14 protein-coding genes are annotated in these 15,653 nt (G+C 69.5%); 7 read left to right on the forward strand and 7 right to left on the reverse strand.

Going from position 1 to position 15,653, the window contains the following annotated elements:
* The first annotated feature begins 4 nt into the window (after positions 1–4).
* The gene (locus J7D54_RS14375; RefSeq protein WP_182763916.1) at positions 5–2,710 is read left to right on the forward strand and encodes a S8 family serine peptidase; all 2,706 of its coding nucleotides are present in this window, start codon (positions 5–7) and stop codon (positions 2,708–2,710) included.
* Here the strand turns inward: J7D54_RS14375 and pepN are convergent.
* The gene (pepN, locus tag J7D54_RS10970) at positions 2,674–5,244 is read right to left on the reverse strand and encodes an aminopeptidase N (RefSeq protein ID WP_182763917.1); all 2,571 of its coding nucleotides are present in this window, start codon (positions 5,242–5,244) and stop codon (positions 2,674–2,676) included. The two genes, J7D54_RS14375 and pepN, sit on opposite strands and share 37 nt — an antisense overlap.
* A 126-nt stretch (positions 5,245–5,370) precedes the next feature.
* On the opposite strand from pepN, the gene J7D54_RS10975 reads away from it, so the two are divergent.
* The 3 genes from J7D54_RS10975 (at position 5,371) to J7D54_RS10985 (ending at position 8,394) form a co-directional block, all read left to right on the forward strand.
* Positions 5,371–6,159 (forward strand): hydroxypyruvate isomerase family protein, encoded by a 789-nt coding sequence (locus J7D54_RS10975; RefSeq protein ID WP_182763918.1) that lies wholly within the window; start codon positions 5,371–5,373, stop codon positions 6,157–6,159.
* 33 nt (positions 6,160–6,192) lie between these two features.
* Positions 6,193–7,071, forward strand: coding sequence for a 2-hydroxy-3-oxopropionate reductase (locus J7D54_RS10980; RefSeq protein ID WP_182763919.1), 879 nt, complete (start codon positions 6,193–6,195; stop codon positions 7,069–7,071).
* Between the two features lie 168 nt (positions 7,072–7,239).
* The gene (locus tag J7D54_RS10985; protein WP_182763920.1) at positions 7,240–8,394 is read left to right on the forward strand and encodes a glycerate kinase; all 1,155 of its coding nucleotides are present in this window, start codon (positions 7,240–7,242) and stop codon (positions 8,392–8,394) included.
* A gap of 151 nt (positions 8,395–8,545) precedes the next feature.
* Here J7D54_RS10985 and J7D54_RS10990 read toward each other — a convergent pair whose 3' ends face one another.
* From J7D54_RS10990 to J7D54_RS11005, 4 genes are all read right to left on the reverse strand, one after another.
* Positions 8,546–9,355 carry a hypothetical protein gene (locus tag J7D54_RS10990; protein WP_182763921.1) on the reverse strand — a complete coding sequence of 270 codons (810 nt, stop codon included), beginning with the start codon at positions 9,353–9,355 and terminating at the stop codon, positions 8,546–8,548.
* 106 nt (positions 9,356–9,461) lie between these two features.
* Positions 9,462–10,136: a phosphoribosylformylglycinamidine synthase subunit PurQ gene (purQ, locus tag J7D54_RS10995; protein ID WP_182763922.1), complete on the reverse strand. Its 675-nt coding sequence runs from the start codon at positions 10,134–10,136 to the stop codon at positions 9,462–9,464.
* Positions 10,136–10,375, reverse strand: a complete 240-nt coding sequence (purS, locus tag J7D54_RS11000; RefSeq protein ID WP_182763923.1) for a phosphoribosylformylglycinamidine synthase subunit PurS — start codon at positions 10,373–10,375, stop codon at positions 10,136–10,138. The genes purQ and purS overlap by 1 nt, the downstream gene beginning before the upstream one ends.
* Positions 10,376–10,492: 117 nt before the next feature.
* On the reverse strand, positions 10,493–10,990 hold the full coding sequence (locus tag J7D54_RS11005) for a hypothetical protein (RefSeq protein WP_182763924.1): 498 nt from the start codon (positions 10,988–10,990) through the stop codon (positions 10,493–10,495).
* Positions 10,991–11,076: 86 nt separating this feature from the next.
* On the opposite strand from J7D54_RS11005, the gene J7D54_RS11010 reads away from it, so the two are divergent.
* Both J7D54_RS11010 and J7D54_RS11015 read left to right on the forward strand, forming a co-directional pair.
* Positions 11,077–12,249: a pyridoxal phosphate-dependent aminotransferase gene (locus J7D54_RS11010; RefSeq protein ID WP_182763925.1), complete on the forward strand. Its 1,173-nt coding sequence runs from the start codon at positions 11,077–11,079 to the stop codon at positions 12,247–12,249.
* 72 nt (positions 12,250–12,321) lie between these two features.
* Complete coding sequence (locus J7D54_RS11015; RefSeq protein ID WP_182763926.1) at positions 12,322–13,689, forward strand: HNH endonuclease signature motif containing protein; 1,368 nt, start codon at positions 12,322–12,324, stop codon at positions 13,687–13,689.
* Here J7D54_RS11015 and J7D54_RS11020 read toward each other — a convergent pair.
* Positions 13,686–14,312, reverse strand: a complete 627-nt coding sequence (locus tag J7D54_RS11020) for a DNA-3-methyladenine glycosylase (RefSeq protein ID WP_245243971.1) — start codon at positions 14,310–14,312, stop codon at positions 13,686–13,688. The two genes, J7D54_RS11015 and J7D54_RS11020, sit on opposite strands and share 4 nt — an antisense overlap.
* A gap of 43 nt (positions 14,313–14,355) precedes the next feature.
* On the opposite strand from J7D54_RS11020, the gene J7D54_RS11025 reads away from it, so the two are divergent.
* Positions 14,356–14,808, forward strand: coding sequence for a glutamine amidotransferase (locus tag J7D54_RS11025; protein WP_182763927.1), 453 nt, complete (start codon positions 14,356–14,358; stop codon positions 14,806–14,808).
* Here the strand turns inward: J7D54_RS11025 and J7D54_RS11030 are convergent.
* Positions 14,796–15,650 carry an aminotransferase class IV gene (locus J7D54_RS11030; RefSeq protein ID WP_182763928.1) on the reverse strand — a complete coding sequence of 285 codons (855 nt, stop codon included), beginning with the start codon at positions 15,648–15,650 and terminating at the stop codon, positions 14,796–14,798. The two genes, J7D54_RS11025 and J7D54_RS11030, sit on opposite strands and share 13 nt — an antisense overlap.
* Positions 15,651–15,653 lie beyond the last annotated feature (3 nt).

Genomic DNA, 15,653 nt, shown 5'->3' on the forward strand with positions numbered 1-15,653 from the left:
CTGGATGTCGCATCCATTCGCCGCCCGCTGCGCGCGGGCCTTCGGTGTGGGTCTCCTGTCAGCCACCGTCGCGCTCAGCGCCGGGACTGCCATGGCCGCACCCGGGCAGGCACCCATCGCCACCACCCCCACCACTCCCGCACCCCCCATCGAGGAACAGCTGGCAGCTCTCGGCGACGAGGTCGTCAGCGGCCGCTGGTTCGTCGAGGTCGACGGGGCCCCCGAGATCGCCGGCGGCACCGCCGGCGCCGCCAAACAGGCCCAGGACAAGGTCATGGCGGCAGCCAAGGCCGAGGGCATCGCGCTGAAGCAGCCGAAGCGCTTCACGGCCACGTGGAACGGCGTCGCCGTCACCGCGAGCGCCGCCGACGCCAGCAAGCTCGACGCGCTGGCCGGGGTACGCGGGGTCTACGCCGTCGTCCAGGTGGACCAGCCCGTCCAAGACGCGGCCGCCAGCCCCGACATCAATTACGCGCGCACCATGACCGGCGCAGACGTCGCCAACCAGGAGTTGGGTTACACCGGCGCCGGGATCAAGGTCGGCATCATCGACTCCGGCATCGACTACAACCACCCGGACTTCGGGGGGTCCGGCACCAACGCCGAGACCAGGGACTTCCCCGGTGAGCGCGTCAAGTGGGGCTGGGACTTCGTCGGCGACGCCTACGACGCGAATAGCGACGACCCGGCCATCAACACCCCCGTCGGTGACCGCTGGCCCGACGACTGCGGCGGGCACGGCACGCACGTGGCGGGCATCGTGGGCGCCGACGGTGAGGTCACCGGCGTCGCCCCTGACGTCGACTTCGGCTCCTACCGCGTCTTCGGCTGCGACGGTTCCTCCAGCTCCGAAATCATCATCGAGGCCATGGACCGCGCGTACGCAGACGGCATGGACGTCATCAACATGAGCCTCGGCGCGTCGCTGCAGACCTGGCCCAGCTACCCCACTGCGCAGGCTGCGGACCGCCTCGTCGACGCCGGCGTGGTCATGGTCATCTCCCAGGGCAACTCCGGCGCCAGCGGCACCTTCTCCGGCGGCGCGCCCTCCGTCGCGCACAACGTGATCTCCGTCGGCTCGGTAGACAACGAGCAGTACATGGCGAACTACCTGACCTCCACCGCAGGCACCGAGCTCGCCTACATGACGGCGACAGGCTCTCCCGCCCCGGAGCCCGGCACCACGTTCGCGCTGGTCAACGCCGACCCGGTCACCGCCTGCGTGCCCGCCGAGATCGAGGCGGCCGGCGCGGACGGCCAGGCGCTGCTCATCCAGCGCGGCGGCTGCACCTTCCACGAGAAGGCGCTCAACGCCCAGAACGCCGGCTACGACGCCGTGCTGATCTACAACAACGCCTCGGGCATCATCAACATGACGGTGGAGGGCACCACACCCATCACGATCCCCGCCATCAGCCTCCTCCAGGCCGACGGCACGGTCCTGGCAGCCGAAGCCGCTGCCGGCGCCACCAGTATCACGTTCTCCAAGGACCAGAAGCGCTTCGACAACCCCACGGGCGGCTCCCAGTCGGACTTCAGTTCCTACGGCCTGGCCGCGGACCTGACCCTGAAGCCCGATGTGTCGGCCCCCGGCGGCAGCATCTACTCCACCTACCCGTTGGAAGAGGGCGGCTACGCCACGCTGGGTGGCACGTCGATGGCGGCCCCGCACGTCGCCGGCGCCGCGGCGCTCGTGCTGGAGGCCCGCCCCCAGGTGGATCCGTACGAGGTCCGGACGCTGCTCACCACCACTGCTGACCCCTTCATCTGGGGCCTCTTGCCCCAATACGGGTTGGCCGAACCGGTGCACCGCCAGGGCGGCGGCCTCGTGGACATCCCGCACGCCATCACCACGGCGACATTCGTGGAGCCGCAAAAGATCTCGCTGGGCGAGAGCGCGGCCGGACCGGTCACGACCACGATCAAGGTGACCAACACCTCCGACCGTGACCTGACCTACGACCTCGGTGTGGAACACGGCGTGGGCACCTGGGGCGAGTCGACCGACTCTCTCGGGTTCTACATCCTCGAGGCCGACGTCACATTCTCCGCCGACAGCCTCATGGTGCCGGCCGGTCAGAGCGCCACCGCCACAGTGACCATCGACGAGAGCTTCGAGGCGGAGCTCGACGGCGCTATCTACGGCGGCTGGATCACGCTCACGTCCGGGAGCGAAGACCTCGTGATCCCGTTCGCGGGTCTGGCCGGTGACTACCAGTCGCTCACCTCACTGGAGTTCGCGGCGCTCACCTACATCGACGACGAGGGCGTTCTCTCCGTGGCCGAGCCGTGGCAGACGTTCACGCTCGCCGACGGCGACATCCCGCGCATCGCGCTGTACCTCGCGTACCCCGTATCGGGGCTGTACGTCGACGTCTACCGGGCGAACCCGGACGGCACCCGCGGTGAGAAGGTGCACGCGAACTACCTCAACTACGCCACTGAGGTGGACCTCGGCCGCTTCGGCGACCTCGCCACCATCGCGTGGGACGGCACCTATCAGGGCAACCAGAGCGGCAACGGCAAGCTGCGCACCGTCGCCGACGGCAGCTACGTCCTCCAGGTCCGCGTGCTCAAGGCGCTGGGCGATCCCTCGAACCCGGACCACTGGGAGACGTGGGATTCCGCCCCGCTCACGATCGATCGTGCGCAAGGCATCGACGATCCCCGCGACTACAACGGTCCCAGCAAGGGCCGCGGTAAGCGCTGACCCCTGACCGAGGTGGCGATCTCGTCCTCGTGGATCTCCTCGCGCACGAGTCGCACCAAGGTCGCCGGGGCGGCGGGGTGCGCGGCGAGCCAGTCACGGCCCGCCGCGTGCCCGCCCTCCGGGAACCCGCCCCGCACGAGCCGCATGGCGATCTCAATCGGGTGGTCGCGCCACACCTGCTCGAGAGAGGCGAAGTACCGTCCAGCGTACGGTTCCCTCAGTTCCCGCTGGCCGGGTGCGGTGAAGCCCGCCAGCAGCGCATCGACGGCGTCGTTGGTCTCACCGTCGACGGTGTGCGCCCGGCGCCACGCCTCCTCCTTCACCGCCGCCTCCGGGCGCGAAGCCCAGGCCCGCAGGCGCGCCGTGCGCCCCGCCGCGGTGTCGTCGGCCGCCAACGCGGCATCCAGTTCGGCGTCGGTGGCGGCCCCCTGAGTCGAGAGGCTCTGCCACGCCAGCCAGGTGAGATCCGGCGAGAGTTCGAGCCCGTCGACCCCACCGTCGAGCACCCACCGCACGTCCTGCGCGGCCAGCGCGGCCGCGCGGAGGTACGCGCGGGCCCACAGCAACTGCTCCGGGGAGCCGGCCTCGGCGGCCCCCGTGGCCGCGCGGGCACCGTCGCGCCACTGCACGGCCAGGAGGTGGTCGGTGCTGTAGCGCGACACCGCGATGAAGGCGCGCTCGATCAGTGAGGCGAGTACGCCGGTCTGCCGCTCGCCCGACCCCACCACGGACGCGACGAAGGCACCCGGCTGGAGGTAGCCGGCGCGGACGTCGTGCCACAGGGCCGTCCAGGCGACGGCACGGGGCAGTGGGTCCAGGTCGCCGACGTGTCCCAGGAGGAAACCGCGCGACGTCTCGTCGAGCGCGACCTTGGCGAACGTGTGATCGAGGTCGTTGAGGAGGACGGCGTCCGGCAGCGGCCGGCCTGCGGCGGCGACGACGGGGGTTTCGCCCGCGGCGAGCACCACGTCGTGGCGGCTGTCGAGTTCCAGCCGGTCCCCCACCAGACGGTAGAGACCCACCGTCGTGGCGTGCGGCCGGCCTGCGTCTGCGTCGCCCGCGCCGAAGAAGTCGCGGTGCACAACCAATTCGCGCACGGTGCCATCGCCCGGCTCGGCGAGGACCGTGGCGCTCAGCGTGTCGTGGCCGGCGGTCTGCAACCAGGCCGCGCTCCAGGTGCTCAGGTTCCGGTCGGTCTCTGCGGCCAACGCGTCGATGAAGTCCGCCAGCGTGGCGGAGGAGAAGGCATGCGCCGTGAAGTAGCGACGCGAGCCCGCGAGGAACGCGGGGAGGCCGACGAAGTGCACCAGCTGCGTGAGAGCGGAGGCGCCCTTGGAATAGGTGATGCGGTCGAAGTTGGTCTTGGCCGCCTCGAGGTCCGGGATGTCGGCGACCACGGGATGGGTGGTCGGCATGGAATCAGCGAGGTAGGCGCCCACCTTGCGCTGGGTGGCGAAGTTGACCCAGCCCTCGTCGAAGCCCGCGGCTTCGACGGAGACGTGGGTGCCCATGAACTCGGCGAAGGATTCCTTCAGCCACAGGTCTCCCCACCAGCGCGGGGTGACGAGGTCGCCGAACCACATGTGGCTCATCTCGTGGAGAACGGTGTTGGCGCGCCCCTGCAACTGCGCCGGCGTGGGAGTGGAGCGGAAGAGGTACTGCTCGGTGAACGTGACCAGCCCCGGGTTCTCCATGGCCCCGAGGTTGTACTCGGGCACGAAGATCTGGTCGTACTTGGCGCCCCACGGGTAAGGGCTGAAGTTCTCGGTGAACCAGTCGAGGCCGGCCCTGGTGACGCGGAACAGTTCGTCGGCATCCAGGTGCTGCACGAGGCTCCTGCGGCAGAGCAGCCCGAGTTCGAGTTCCCGGGTTTCTGATGGGCCCGTCGGTTGGCGAGCGCCCAGCGGAGCGTCGGTCCACGCCGCGGTCACCCGGTGGTACGGACCCGCGCAGAGGCAGGTGATGTACGTCGACAGCGTGGCCGTGGGCTCGAAATCGACCCGCACCACGCCGTCGGAGACCGGCGTCCGGTTCGCCTCGGGCTGGTTGGAGCCGAACCACCAGCCAGCCGGACCGGTGACCGAGAAGGTGAAGGGCGCCCGCACATCGGGCTGCTCCATGGTGGGGAAGACGCGCCGTGCGTCGGCGGGTTCGTACTGCGTGTACAGGTAGGTCTCGCCGTCCACCGGGTCCACGAAGCGGTGCAGGCCCTCCCCCGTGCGGGAATAACGGGCGCGCGCCCCGACCAGCACCTCGCAGCGACGACCCACCGGCAGGTCGGTGAGACGGAGCCGGGCGCCGTCATACTGCACGGGTTGCGGCTCGCCGTCGATGAGCAGACTGTCCACTTCGCCGAGGAAATCGAGCCACGTCTCGCCCTCGGCCGCGGTGAGGGTGAGGCGCGCCACGACGGGGAAGTCATGGTGCGCCGGATCGACCGCGTCCCGCACGTCGACCTCGACATGGTAGGCGTGCACCTCGACGGTGGCGGCACGGTGGGCGGTTTCCTGCTGGCTGAGGTTCGCAGACGACATGGAGCCTGAGTCTAGACGTGAGCATCGCACACCTCGGCGTGCGCCTCCGTACTTCGGGTTCGGGGGGTGCGGTTAGGGTTTCCCTAGAAGAAGGGATACTTCCATGGCGAAAGACGAGGATGTCTCATGTCCTACACCGTGAACTGCTCCATCCTCCTGACCGGGCTGCCGCTGCTCGAGCGCGCGCAGGCAGCACGGGACGCGGGATTCGATGCGGTCGAGTTCTGGTGGCCATTCGCCACCTCCATCCCGCATGCAGCCGAGATCGCGGCCTTCGAGGCCTCGCTGCGCAACGCGGGCGTGCAGCTCACCGGCCTCAACTTCAACGCCGGGGACATGGCGGGGGGTGAGCGTGGCCTCGTGTCGCTCCTGGGCCGAGAGGATGAGTTCGTCGCCAACCTGGACGTGGTCGCCGGCATCGGGGAGCGCACCGGCTGCCGCGCCTTCAATGCGCTCTACGGCCTGCGCGACGACGCCTACACCCCGGACGAACAGGACGCGCACGCCGTAGCGATGCTCCGCAAAGCTGCGGACGCCGTCGACCGGATCGGTGGCACCGTGCTCGTTGAGCCCGTGTCGGGTGCCGAGGGCTACCGCCTGAAGACCGCCGCCGATGTGCTCGCCGTCATCGCCGAAGTGGGTCGTGACAACGTCAAGCTGCTCGCCGACTTCTTCCACCTCGCCGCCAACGATGACGACGTCGCCGCCGTGATCGAGGACCACGCAGCCGACTTCGGCCACATCCAGATCGCCGACTTCCCCGGCCGGGGCGCCCCCGGCACGGGCATCCTCCCGCTGGCCACCTGGCTCGAACGCTCGCAGGAACTCGGCTACGACGGCCACATCGGCCTGGAGTACAAGCAGCCCGACGCGCCCTTCGCCTTCGTCGGCCAGGGCGTCCTCCCCGGCATCTGACCCGCTCCTACCCATTCGTCGAAAGGCGTTCTCATGACCAACATCGCATTCATCGGCCTGGGCATCATGGGGCTCCCCATGGCGAGGAACCTCGTCAAGGCGGGCCACACCGTCGTCGCCTTCAACCGCAGCCCCGGGAAGGTGCAGCAGTTCGCCGCCGAAGGCGGCCGGGGCGCCACGTCCGTCGCCGAGGCAGTGAAGGACGCCGACGTCATCATCACGATGGTGCCGGATTCCCCCGACGTCGAGGCCGTGGTGACCGGTGACGAGGGAGTGTTCGCCAACGCGAAGCGGGGCGCCATCTGGATCGACACATCCACCATCCGCCCAGACGTCGCCCAGCGCCTCGCGCAACAGGCCACCGAAGCCGGCATCCGCGCGATCGACGCCCCCGTGTCGGGCGGCGAGGCCGGCGCGGTCGAGGGCAACCTGTCGATCATGGTTGGCGGCGACGCGGGCGTGGTGGAGGAGGCCCGCCCCGTGCTCGAGGACGTCGGTACCACCATCGTGCACGTCGGCCCGGCCGGTAGCGGCCAGACGGTGAAGGCTGCCAACCAGCTCATCGTGGCCGGCACCATCCAGCTCGTGGCCGAGTCGCTCGTGTTCCTCGAGGCCCACGGCGTCGACCTCGAAGCCGCCGTCCAGGTACTCGCCGGCGGCCTCGCCGGGAACCGCATCCTCGACCGCAAGGCCGCCTCGATGATCAAGGGCGAGTTCGCTCCCGGGTTCCGCATCGACCTGCACCACAAGGACCTCGGAATCGTCACCTCTGCGGCCCGTGAGGCGGGGGTCATCCTCCCCGTCGGCACGATCGTCGCCCAGCTCATGAACTCCGCCCGCCAGCGCGGGTACGGATCGCTGGACCACTCGGCTCTGCTGAAGCTCGCGCAGGACCTGGCCGGCAAGAGCTGAGCCACTCCCCCCCAACCGGACCATCCCCGACGACGACAGTCGCACCCACTAAGGAGACCGCTCATGACCCGGTCCTCATCCACCTGCGTATCGACGTCCAGATGACGGAGATCGAGTTCGACATCGAGACCCGCGGACCGTCGCCCGCCGGCGACTGAGGAGGCCTTCGTGTTGGTCGTCATCGCCCCCGACAAATTCAAGGGTTCCCTGGCTGCGCATGAGGTCGTCGAGGCCATCGCCGCGGGTATCCGCGACGTGATGGGTGAAGGCGCAGAGATCGTGTCCCTCCCCGTCGCTGACGGCGGGGAGGGCACGGTCGAGGCGGCCATCTCGGCCGGGTACGAGCGGCGCACCGCCACGGTGCGCGGCCCACTCGGCCACGGAGTCAACGCCCACTGGGCACTTCGCGACTCGGAGGCTGTCATCGAAATGGCGGCGGCCTCCGGCCTCGAACTCATCCCCGCAGCTGAACGCGACGGTCTCCGGGCGTCGTCGTTCGGCACCGGAGAACTGGTGCGCGCAGCACTGGATGCCGGGGCCAGCACCATCGTCCTCGGCGTGGGCGGCTCCGCCTCCACCGACGGTGGCGCGGGCATGCTGGAAGCCCTCGGGGTCCGGCTCCTTGCCGCCGATGGCTCCCCCGTGGGTCCCGGTGGCGGCCCGTTGGCCGACCTCGCGCTGGTCGACGCCTCAGGGCTCGACCCGCGGCTGGCCGCCACGCGTTTCGTGCTGGCCAACGACGTGGACAACCCGCTCTGCGGACCCAGAGGCGCCGCTGCCGTCTTCGGGCCCCAGAAGGGCCTGACCCCGGACGCCATCCCCGTCATCGACGACGCCTTGGGGCGCTGGGCGAACCTCCTCGGCGAGGCCATCGGGCTCCCGCCAGGAGCGGATCTGCTCCCGGGCGCTGGCGCGGCCGGCGGGGTCGGCTTCGCGGCCCTCGCTGGGCTCGGGGCTGAATCCCGGCCGGGGGCCGAACTCGTGGCCGAGCTCGTGGGCGTGCCTCAGGCATTGGTCGGGGCGGATCTCGCCATCACCGGCGAGGGCAGCCTGGACGAGCAGTCCCTGGGAGGCAAGGCCCCGATGGGCGTGCTCGCCGCCGCCAGGAAGGTCGGGGTGCCCGCCGTGATCGTGTGCGGCAGGTCCCTGCTCGACGACGACCAATGGCAGCAAGCAGGATTCACCGCTCTCTACGCGCTCACCGATCGGGCCACCAGCCCGGAGGAGAGCATGCGCGAGGCGGCGAGGCTCCTGCGCGAGGTCGGACGAGAGATCGCGATGTCGATGTTGACGCCGCTCCCCCAGCGAAAAGGCCACGCCTGACGAACTACCAGCCCCAGGGCGCCGTCGGCACCTGCAACGTGCCGACGCGGAAGAGGCGCTGCGTCAGCGCCGTATGCCGCGCGGCGCCCGGCCGGGCGGTTGTTGACCCGCGGCGAGTAGGGTCAGTCAGAGCTATCCGACAGGGTGCCGCTCACACCTTGGCTGCCCGGTACCCGGCCGCCTCTGCCGCGCTACGCGTTGCGAAGCACTCCTCGGGCTGCGTGCGGCTGTAGTAGCGCTGATCGGGCATGTGGTAGATCATCGAGTTCGCGTTGCCCTTGATGGGATATGCCGACGGGCAGTTCCAGCCATTCGGCGAGGCGGACCCCGACGTCGGCGCCGGGGCCACCGTGACGGGAGCCGCGATCGCCGCTGGCCTGGGCGCGGCAGCTGCGCTGAGGAGTTGCTTGGGGCCCGGAGCCGGCGGCGCCAGGTACGGTGCCGGGGCCGGGATCGTCGTCACGGCGGGTACCGTGGAGGTGGAGAAGCGCACCATCGAGTTGAAGACCTCCTTGGTCTCCTGCTTCACGACTCCCCCGGCCTCCGAGGCGACGGTGGCGACGATGTAGTTGCGGCACGCGCCCCGGCCGGTGGCCGCGGTGTCACACTCGGTGCGCCACGTGCGGCCGTCCGTCGAGGTCCAGGAGCCGGTGTTGCCCAGCGGGTTCGATGCCCACGCCTGGCGTGCCGAGGGGAGGTAGGCGAGGTTGTTGAAGGCCCAGGTGTTCTGCTTGTACCACTGGCCGTTCTCCATGAAGACCTTGGTGGCGAAGATGTCCGTGGTGCACCGGATGATGGTCGCCGAGTAGTTGGAGCACGACGTCTGCCAGTAGCGGTCGTTGATGAGTTGCACACCGGGCGTTGAGTACACGTCGCCCGTGGTGGCCTGTGCGGGCGTCGGGACCAGTAGCCCCGCCGTCGCTATGACGGCTGCGGCGATCCCCGCGAGAATTTTGCGCATGGACATGTCATTTCCCCAATCACCGGGACCCCCGCCCGGTTCCGAGCAGTCTGACACAGCCGGAACTGGGCGCCATCCCCGGGGTGGGGCTATGCAGCCGAAAGCGTCAGACGCGGGCGCCGAGGAACCCGATGACCGACTCGAAGAACCTCGCGCCGTCCGTGGTGGGCGACGTGAGCGGCTCGACGTTGTGCTCCGGGTGCGGCATGAGACCGACGACGTTGCCGCGCTCGTTGGTGATGCCGGCGATGTCATTGGCGGAGCAGTTGGGGTTGTCCAGGTACCGGAAGACGACCTGGTCGTTGTCCTCGAGCTTGCGCAGCGTTTCGGGCGTGGCCTGGTAGTTGCCCTCGCCGTTCTTCAGCACGATGGTGATCTCGTCGCCCTTGGTGAAGGCGGCGGTCCAGACGGTGTCGATGGTCTCGACGCGCAGACGCTCGTCGCGGCAGATGAACTGCTGGCCGGCGTTGCGGATCATGGCGCCCTCGAGCAGGTGCGCCTCGCAGAGGAGCTGGAAACCGTTGCAGATGCCGAGAACGGGCATGCCCTTGTTCGCGGCGTCGATGATGGTGTCCATGATCGGGCTGAAGCGGGCGATGGCGCCACAGCGCAGGTAGTCGCCGTAGGAGAAGCCGCCGGGCAGGATGATCGCGTCCACGCCGTCGATCGAATCCGAGCCGTGCCACAGCGGGACGGCCTCGGCGCCGGTGAGTTGCACAGCGCGCAGCGCGTCGTGGTCGTCGAGCGACCCCGGGAAGGTGACGACGCCGATGCGGGTCATCAGTCGGTCACCACATCGAACGATTCGATGACGGTGTTGGCCAGCAGGGTCTCTGCGGCCTTGCCGATCTGGTCAAGCATGTCGGGCGTGACGTCGCCTTCGACCTCGATCTCGAAGCGCTTACCCTGGCGCACGGACATCCCGTGGAAGCCCAGACGCTGGAGGGCACCCGTGACGGCCTTTCCCTGAGGATCCAGGATCTCCGGCTTGGGCATGACGTTGACAACGACGCGTGGCATGGGGGTAATCGTACCGGAAAGGGGCTGGGCGGCCCGATGTGTCTCTCGGAGCCACCGGCTGATTCCACCAGTCGGAGAACTAGGTGTCCTCTTCGGTGCCGTGTCCGGCGCCGGCGGTCAGGCGGCGAAGGCCGCCACCAGCTCTTCGAGGCTCACCGAGGGCTCGCCCGCGACGGTGCCGTCCGGGTTGACGTCGACCTGGTGCAGCGCGTCGTCCGAGTGCCAACAGACGCTCCAGTCCACACGGGCCGTCAGGAGCTTCTCGATGGTACGGTCCACCAGGTCTCCCGCCTCGGTCACCGAACAGTTCAGCCCGAGCGTCTCGTCCTGACCCATGAGGAACACGGCGCAGGAGTCCTCGTACCGGAAGGCGAAGATCGACTGGGTCTCGCCCAGCGGCGCGATGACCTGTAGGTGCTCGGTGGCGGCAGCCACCGTTGAGGCCAACTGGCGTTCCAGGCCTCGGGCGCTGTTCGTGGAGAGGGCCGGTGATAGCGGGAGTTCCTCCGGCGTCATGCCCAGCAGGCTGAGCGCGAGCCGGCCCTCTTCCCCCGAGGCCAGCAGTTCCAGGAACTGCGGCAACGCCAATACAACTGCACCTTCGGATGTGGTCATCTTGCCCCCCAAGAATCGACACGCGTGGAAATCCACCGAGTATCAACGATAACAGCCTAAGATGCCCGCGCGATACGCTCTTCTGCATGCCGTCCCGTCGCTCCGCAGTGCCGCCCTTCGAGGTGATGACCGTCCTGGACCGGGTCGCCACGATGCGCGCCGGCGGCCGCGATGTGATCTCCCTCTGCGCCGGCGAACCTGCGGGCGGGGCGCCGGCGGGCGTCACCCGCGCCGCGGCATCGCTCCATGCTTCTGGGCGGGTGTTCGGGTACACCTCGGCGCTGGGCATCTGGCCGCTGCGCGTTGCCCTCGCGGAGCACTACCGACGCTGGTACGGGCTGGATATCGACCCTGCCCAGGTGGCAGTCACCACGGGTTCGTCGGGAGGCTTCCTCCTGACCTTCCTCGCCGCGTTCGAGGCCGGCGACCGGGTGGCGCTGGCGCGCCCGGGCTATCCGGCTTACCGCAACATCCTCACGTCGCTCGGATGCGAGGTGGTCGACATCGAGTGCGGCGCCGACGTCCGGTTCCAGCCGACTGTCGAGCAACTCGCCGCCACGCACGCTGAGCGGCGGCTGCAGGGACTGATCCTCGCCTCCCCGGCCAACCCCACCGGGACCATGGTCAACCGCGACGAACTGGGGGCCCTGGTGGACTGGTGCCGGTCGGAAGATGTGCGGTTGATCAGCGATGAGATCTACCACGGCGTGACGTACCCCGTCGGCGGCCACCGCGGCACCTCCGCCTGGGAACTGAGCGAGGACGCCGTCGTGGTGAGTTCATTCTCGAAGTACTGGGGCATGACGGGCTGGCGCATCGGATGGTTGTTGCTGCCTGCCGACCTGGCCGACGCGGTTGACGCGCTGGCCGGCAACCTCGCCCTGTGCCCGCCGGCGCCGGCGCAGTACGCGGCGCTCGAGGCGTTCACCGACGAGTCCTATGCGCAGTGCGACGTCGCCGTTGCCGGTTTCGCAGAGGCCCGCGGCCTGTTGCTGGCCGCGGAGAGCCGGCTGAACTGGGGGGTGGCCGCGCCGGCGGACGGCGCCTTCTACTACTACGCGGACCTGGGTTCCCAATTGGAGCATTGGGCCGACTCTGGGGCGTACGCCTCGGCGCTGCTCGAGGCGGCCGGGGTCGCAGTGACGCCCGGCCGGGATTTCGACACCGTGCTCGGAGACCGCACCGTCCGGCTGTCGTTCGCGGCCGGGGCCCCGGCCATCGCTGAGGCGATCGAACGGATCGTGGCCTTCCAGTCCTAGCCGCTCCTGGAGTTATCCACAGCTGCATCGGTAGCCCTTGTGAAGATCCCCCGGGGCTCTATCTTTTAGAACATGCATGTTAATCGACGCAGCACTCAGGGGGCCCTGGAGGTCGCCCGGGAGGCGTTGTCGTCGATCGATCACAGCGAGCGCGAGGGGCTGACCGCGGCGGAGTTGGTGGGGCTGATGCAATTGGCCCGGAACCTGGCGGACCGGTTCTCCGCCTTGGCATCGACCGTGACCAGCGAGGTGGACCGCCGCAGGTCTGCGCGGGAGGCAACCGGCACGGAACTGACCGCGTTGATCTCCACGACGGAGGGCCTGGATTCGCGGGATGCAGCGGGTCAGGTGTTTCAGGCGGCGGAGATCAGCAGACACGAACCCGTGCGCGACGCCGCCCTGGCCGGCGATATCTCACCGAAGCAGGCCGCCGCGGTGGCCAAGGGCATGGCCACACTCCCCGAGTTGCCGGTGGAGATTCAGCGCAAGGTCGAAGAGGCCTACGTCGGCAGGGCTCTGGAGATCGGCGCCACACCACGCAAATTGAGGGACATCGCGCCCTTGGTGCTGGCGGAGGTGGCACCGGAACTGCTCCCCTCACGGGAGTCGGCGCAGGAGCACTTGGCCGCCCAGGCGGAGCGTGCCAGGGCCAGGCGGTATTTCGACTATGCGGACGACGGTGCGGGTGCGGTGAAGTTCCACGGCTGCCTACCAGAACTCGAGGCCGTGCCACTGTTGAAACTGGTGGAGGGCTACGTCGAGCGTGATCGCCGCGCCCAGCGCCGCCGGTTGGCCGGGCTGGCAGGGGCCAGGGCCAGCGCCTCGGCAATCCGGTCCCAGCGGGTGCTGGACCTGAACCGGACCCCCGGGCAGCGTCGCGCCGACGCACTCCTCGCCCTGATCGCCGACCACAGAGAGGGGCCGGTCACCTCCGGAGACCGGCCACGAGTTGTCGTTGAGATGACGCTCCAGGAACTGCGGGGGCACGCGGAGGAAGCCCGGCTCCTGCCTGAGGGGAAGCAGGTCACGGCAGGGGACCTGCGGCGGCTGCTGTGTGACGCCGACGTGATGCCCGCCGTCCTGGGCGGCCGCTCCGAGGTGCTGGACGTGGGCCAGGCGCAGCGGCTGGTGACCCCCGCGATGCGACGGGCGTTGACAATCCGCGACAAGGGCTGCATCTTCCCCGGTTGCTGCAAACCCGACGCCTCATGCGAGGCCCACCACGTGATCCCCTGGTGGGCCGGCGGTGCCACCTCGCTCCGAAACCTGGCGTTGTTGTGTCCCTTCCACCACTCCCAGGTCGAACCGGACAGGTACCGGCGATCCGATCAGTGGAAGGTCATCATGGACCCCCTCATCCAAAGACCCAGAGTCGTCCCACCCGACAGGCATTCGGTGTTCACCCGTAGGGGATCAGGATCGGCCAGGGGGCCGGACTAGGCGCGCCCGCGGGAGACGGTGGGGTCATCGGCGATGGAGAACCGCAGCGGGTAATCCGTGGCCACGCTGATGCCCACGCGCGGACCGGACACTGTCACGGGCGCAGGGCCGGTGCGAGGGCTGAGGAGCAGGCCGGTGGAGCCGTCGAGCGGCGCCCCGGTATCTGCGAGGGTGATGCCCATGGCCACGGTGAGCCTGGCCGGGCCCGCGGCGAGGTCGTGATCGGTGCGGGTCCGCCCCTTCGCGGAGCGGCGGGCACGCGCTATGTCCACTCCCTCGACGACCTCCCCGGCGCGCACCAGCACACCGGTGGCCGTGCCCTCCGGTCCCACCTTGATGTTGAAGCAGGTGTGGAGCCCCATGTGCCGGTAGACGTAGGCGTGCCAGGGCGGACCGAACATCGCCGCGTTGCGCGGGTTGGGGCCGCGGTAGGCGTGCGAGGCCGGGTCGTGCGGCCCCGCGTACGCCTCCACCTCCGTGATCCGCAGGGTCACCGGCCCCGGTTCGCGGTCGACCGTGAGGTGGGCGCCCAGCAGCCCCCGGGCCTCCCGGGCCACGAGGTCGAGGGCCGCCAGGGCGTCGGCACCGAGGTGGGTGAAGAGGATGTCGCGGGGAACCAGCACCCCTCCGACTCTACGTGTCTCCGCTAGCCTGAGAGCCAGTTCAATGACGAGCGGAGGCAACAAGAGCAGGGTGTTACTGGCGGGCGAGTCCTGGGTCAGCGCCGTGGACGACCACAAGCGCTACGACGCTTCCCCCATACGCAGGTCCACATCGGGCTGCGCTGAACTGCTCGTGGCGCTGGCGCAGGCGGGGCACGAGGTGACCCACCTGCGCTCCCACGACGTCGCCACGGATTTCCCCCTCACCTTGGAGGAACTCGACGCCTACGACGTGGTGATCCTCTCCGACGTCGGCGCCAACACCCGGCTGCTGCCGCCCTTCGCCGCGAACTGGATCGTGCCGCTCACCTCGGTGCGTCAGCCCACCCGCGACATGGGCGAGACCGCCGCGCGACTGCTGATCGACCACGTGACCCATCCCGGGCACGAGCACCAAAGGGTGGTGCTGGAACCCGCGCTGGTGGTCCGCCGGTCGTCGGGCTGCTACGAGGAGTAGCCGGGCATCTTCAGCAGGCGGCACACGTCGTCGTGGAGCGGCGAGACGGGCAGCTCACGATCGTCGGCCCGCGTCACGCGCGCGACCAGCCGGCCGCTGGACAACAGCCAGGCGCCGCGGGCGCGGAACAGGTCGTCGACGGTGATGGGCTTCACTTCCACACCGAGCCCTGCGGCGGGTGCCTCGTCGAGGAGTTCGGCGATTGTGATGGAGCGCAGGATGCCCTCGAGCGGCGGAGTGGTCAGCACCCCGTCGAGGTCCAGCACGACGCTGGAGGTTGGGCCCTCGAGGATGGTGCCCGACGGGGTGATGAAGATGACGTCGTCGGCGCCGTTGGCGATGGCGTAGCGGCGCGCGGCCATGTTGATGCCGTAACTCAGGGACTTGGCGCCGGGCAGCAGCCATGGCAGGTCGACGATGCCGGAGCCCTCGAAGCCCCGGTCGAGCATCAGGACGCGCACGCCGTCGCGGCGCTCGCGCAACGTGCGCTCGTCCATGGGTGCTGCCATCACCCAGCCGTTGGGCTCCTCGATGCCCTCGGCCCCGCGGGTCATGATGAGGCGCAGCACCGCTTCCCGGTCGGCCTGCCAGTCCCAGGCCCGCACGACCGTCTCGATCGCCCGCCGGTAACCGGCGGCATCCGGCGCAGGCAGGTGCAGGATCTCGGCGGACCTCGCCAGCCGCGCGAGGTGCTCCTCGACATGGAGCGCGGCCCCGTCGACCGCAAGCAGGGCGTCAAACACCCCGTCGCCCCGGACGACGCCCTGGTCGTCGGCGCGGACAATGGGTTGGGAGGGGTCGATGATCGTGCCGTCGAGGAGTGCAACCATGCGGATAGCCATGGC

Source organism: Tessaracoccus sp. MC1865 (genome assembly GCF_017815535.1).
In the GTDB taxonomy this organism is placed as follows: Bacteria; Actinomycetota; Actinomycetes; order Propionibacteriales; family Propionibacteriaceae; genus Arachnia.

Excerpts from the sequence above, each read along its gene's own strand:
- J7D54_RS11010 (WP_182763925.1), top strand. The coding sequence starts at position 11,077 with ATGCCGTCCCGTCGCTCCGCAGTGCCGCCCTTCGAGGTGATGACCGTC.
- purS (WP_182763923.1), bottom strand. The coding sequence starts at position 10,375 with ATGCCACGCGTCGTTGTCAACGTCATGCCCAAGCCGGAGATCCTGGAT.
- J7D54_RS14375 (WP_182763916.1), top strand. The coding sequence starts at position 5 with ATGTCGCATCCATTCGCCGCCCGCTGCGCGCGGGCCTTCGGTGTGGGT.
- J7D54_RS10975 (WP_182763918.1), top strand. The coding sequence starts at position 5,371 with ATGTCCTACACCGTGAACTGCTCCATCCTCCTGACCGGGCTGCCGCTG.
- J7D54_RS11005 (WP_182763924.1), bottom strand. The coding sequence starts at position 10,990 with ATGACCACATCCGAAGGTGCAGTTGTATTGGCGTTGCCGCAGTTCCTG.
- J7D54_RS10990 (WP_182763921.1), bottom strand. The coding sequence starts at position 9,355 with ATGCGCAAAATTCTCGCGGGGATCGCCGCAGCCGTCATAGCGACGGCG.
- J7D54_RS11015 (WP_182763926.1), top strand. The coding sequence starts at position 12,322 with ATGCATGTTAATCGACGCAGCACTCAGGGGGCCCTGGAGGTCGCCCGG.
- J7D54_RS11025 (WP_182763927.1), top strand. The coding sequence starts at position 14,356 with ATGACGAGCGGAGGCAACAAGAGCAGGGTGTTACTGGCGGGCGAGTCC.
- J7D54_RS11030 (WP_182763928.1), bottom strand. The coding sequence starts at position 15,650 with ATGGCTATCCGCATGGTTGCACTCCTCGACGGCACGATCATCGACCCC.
- J7D54_RS10980 (WP_182763919.1), top strand. The coding sequence starts at position 6,193 with ATGACCAACATCGCATTCATCGGCCTGGGCATCATGGGGCTCCCCATG.
- pepN (WP_182763917.1), bottom strand. The coding sequence starts at position 5,244 with ATGTCGTCTGCGAACCTCAGCCAGCAGGAAACCGCCCACCGTGCCGCC.
- purQ (WP_182763922.1), bottom strand. The coding sequence starts at position 10,136 with ATGACCCGCATCGGCGTCGTCACCTTCCCGGGGTCGCTCGACGACCAC.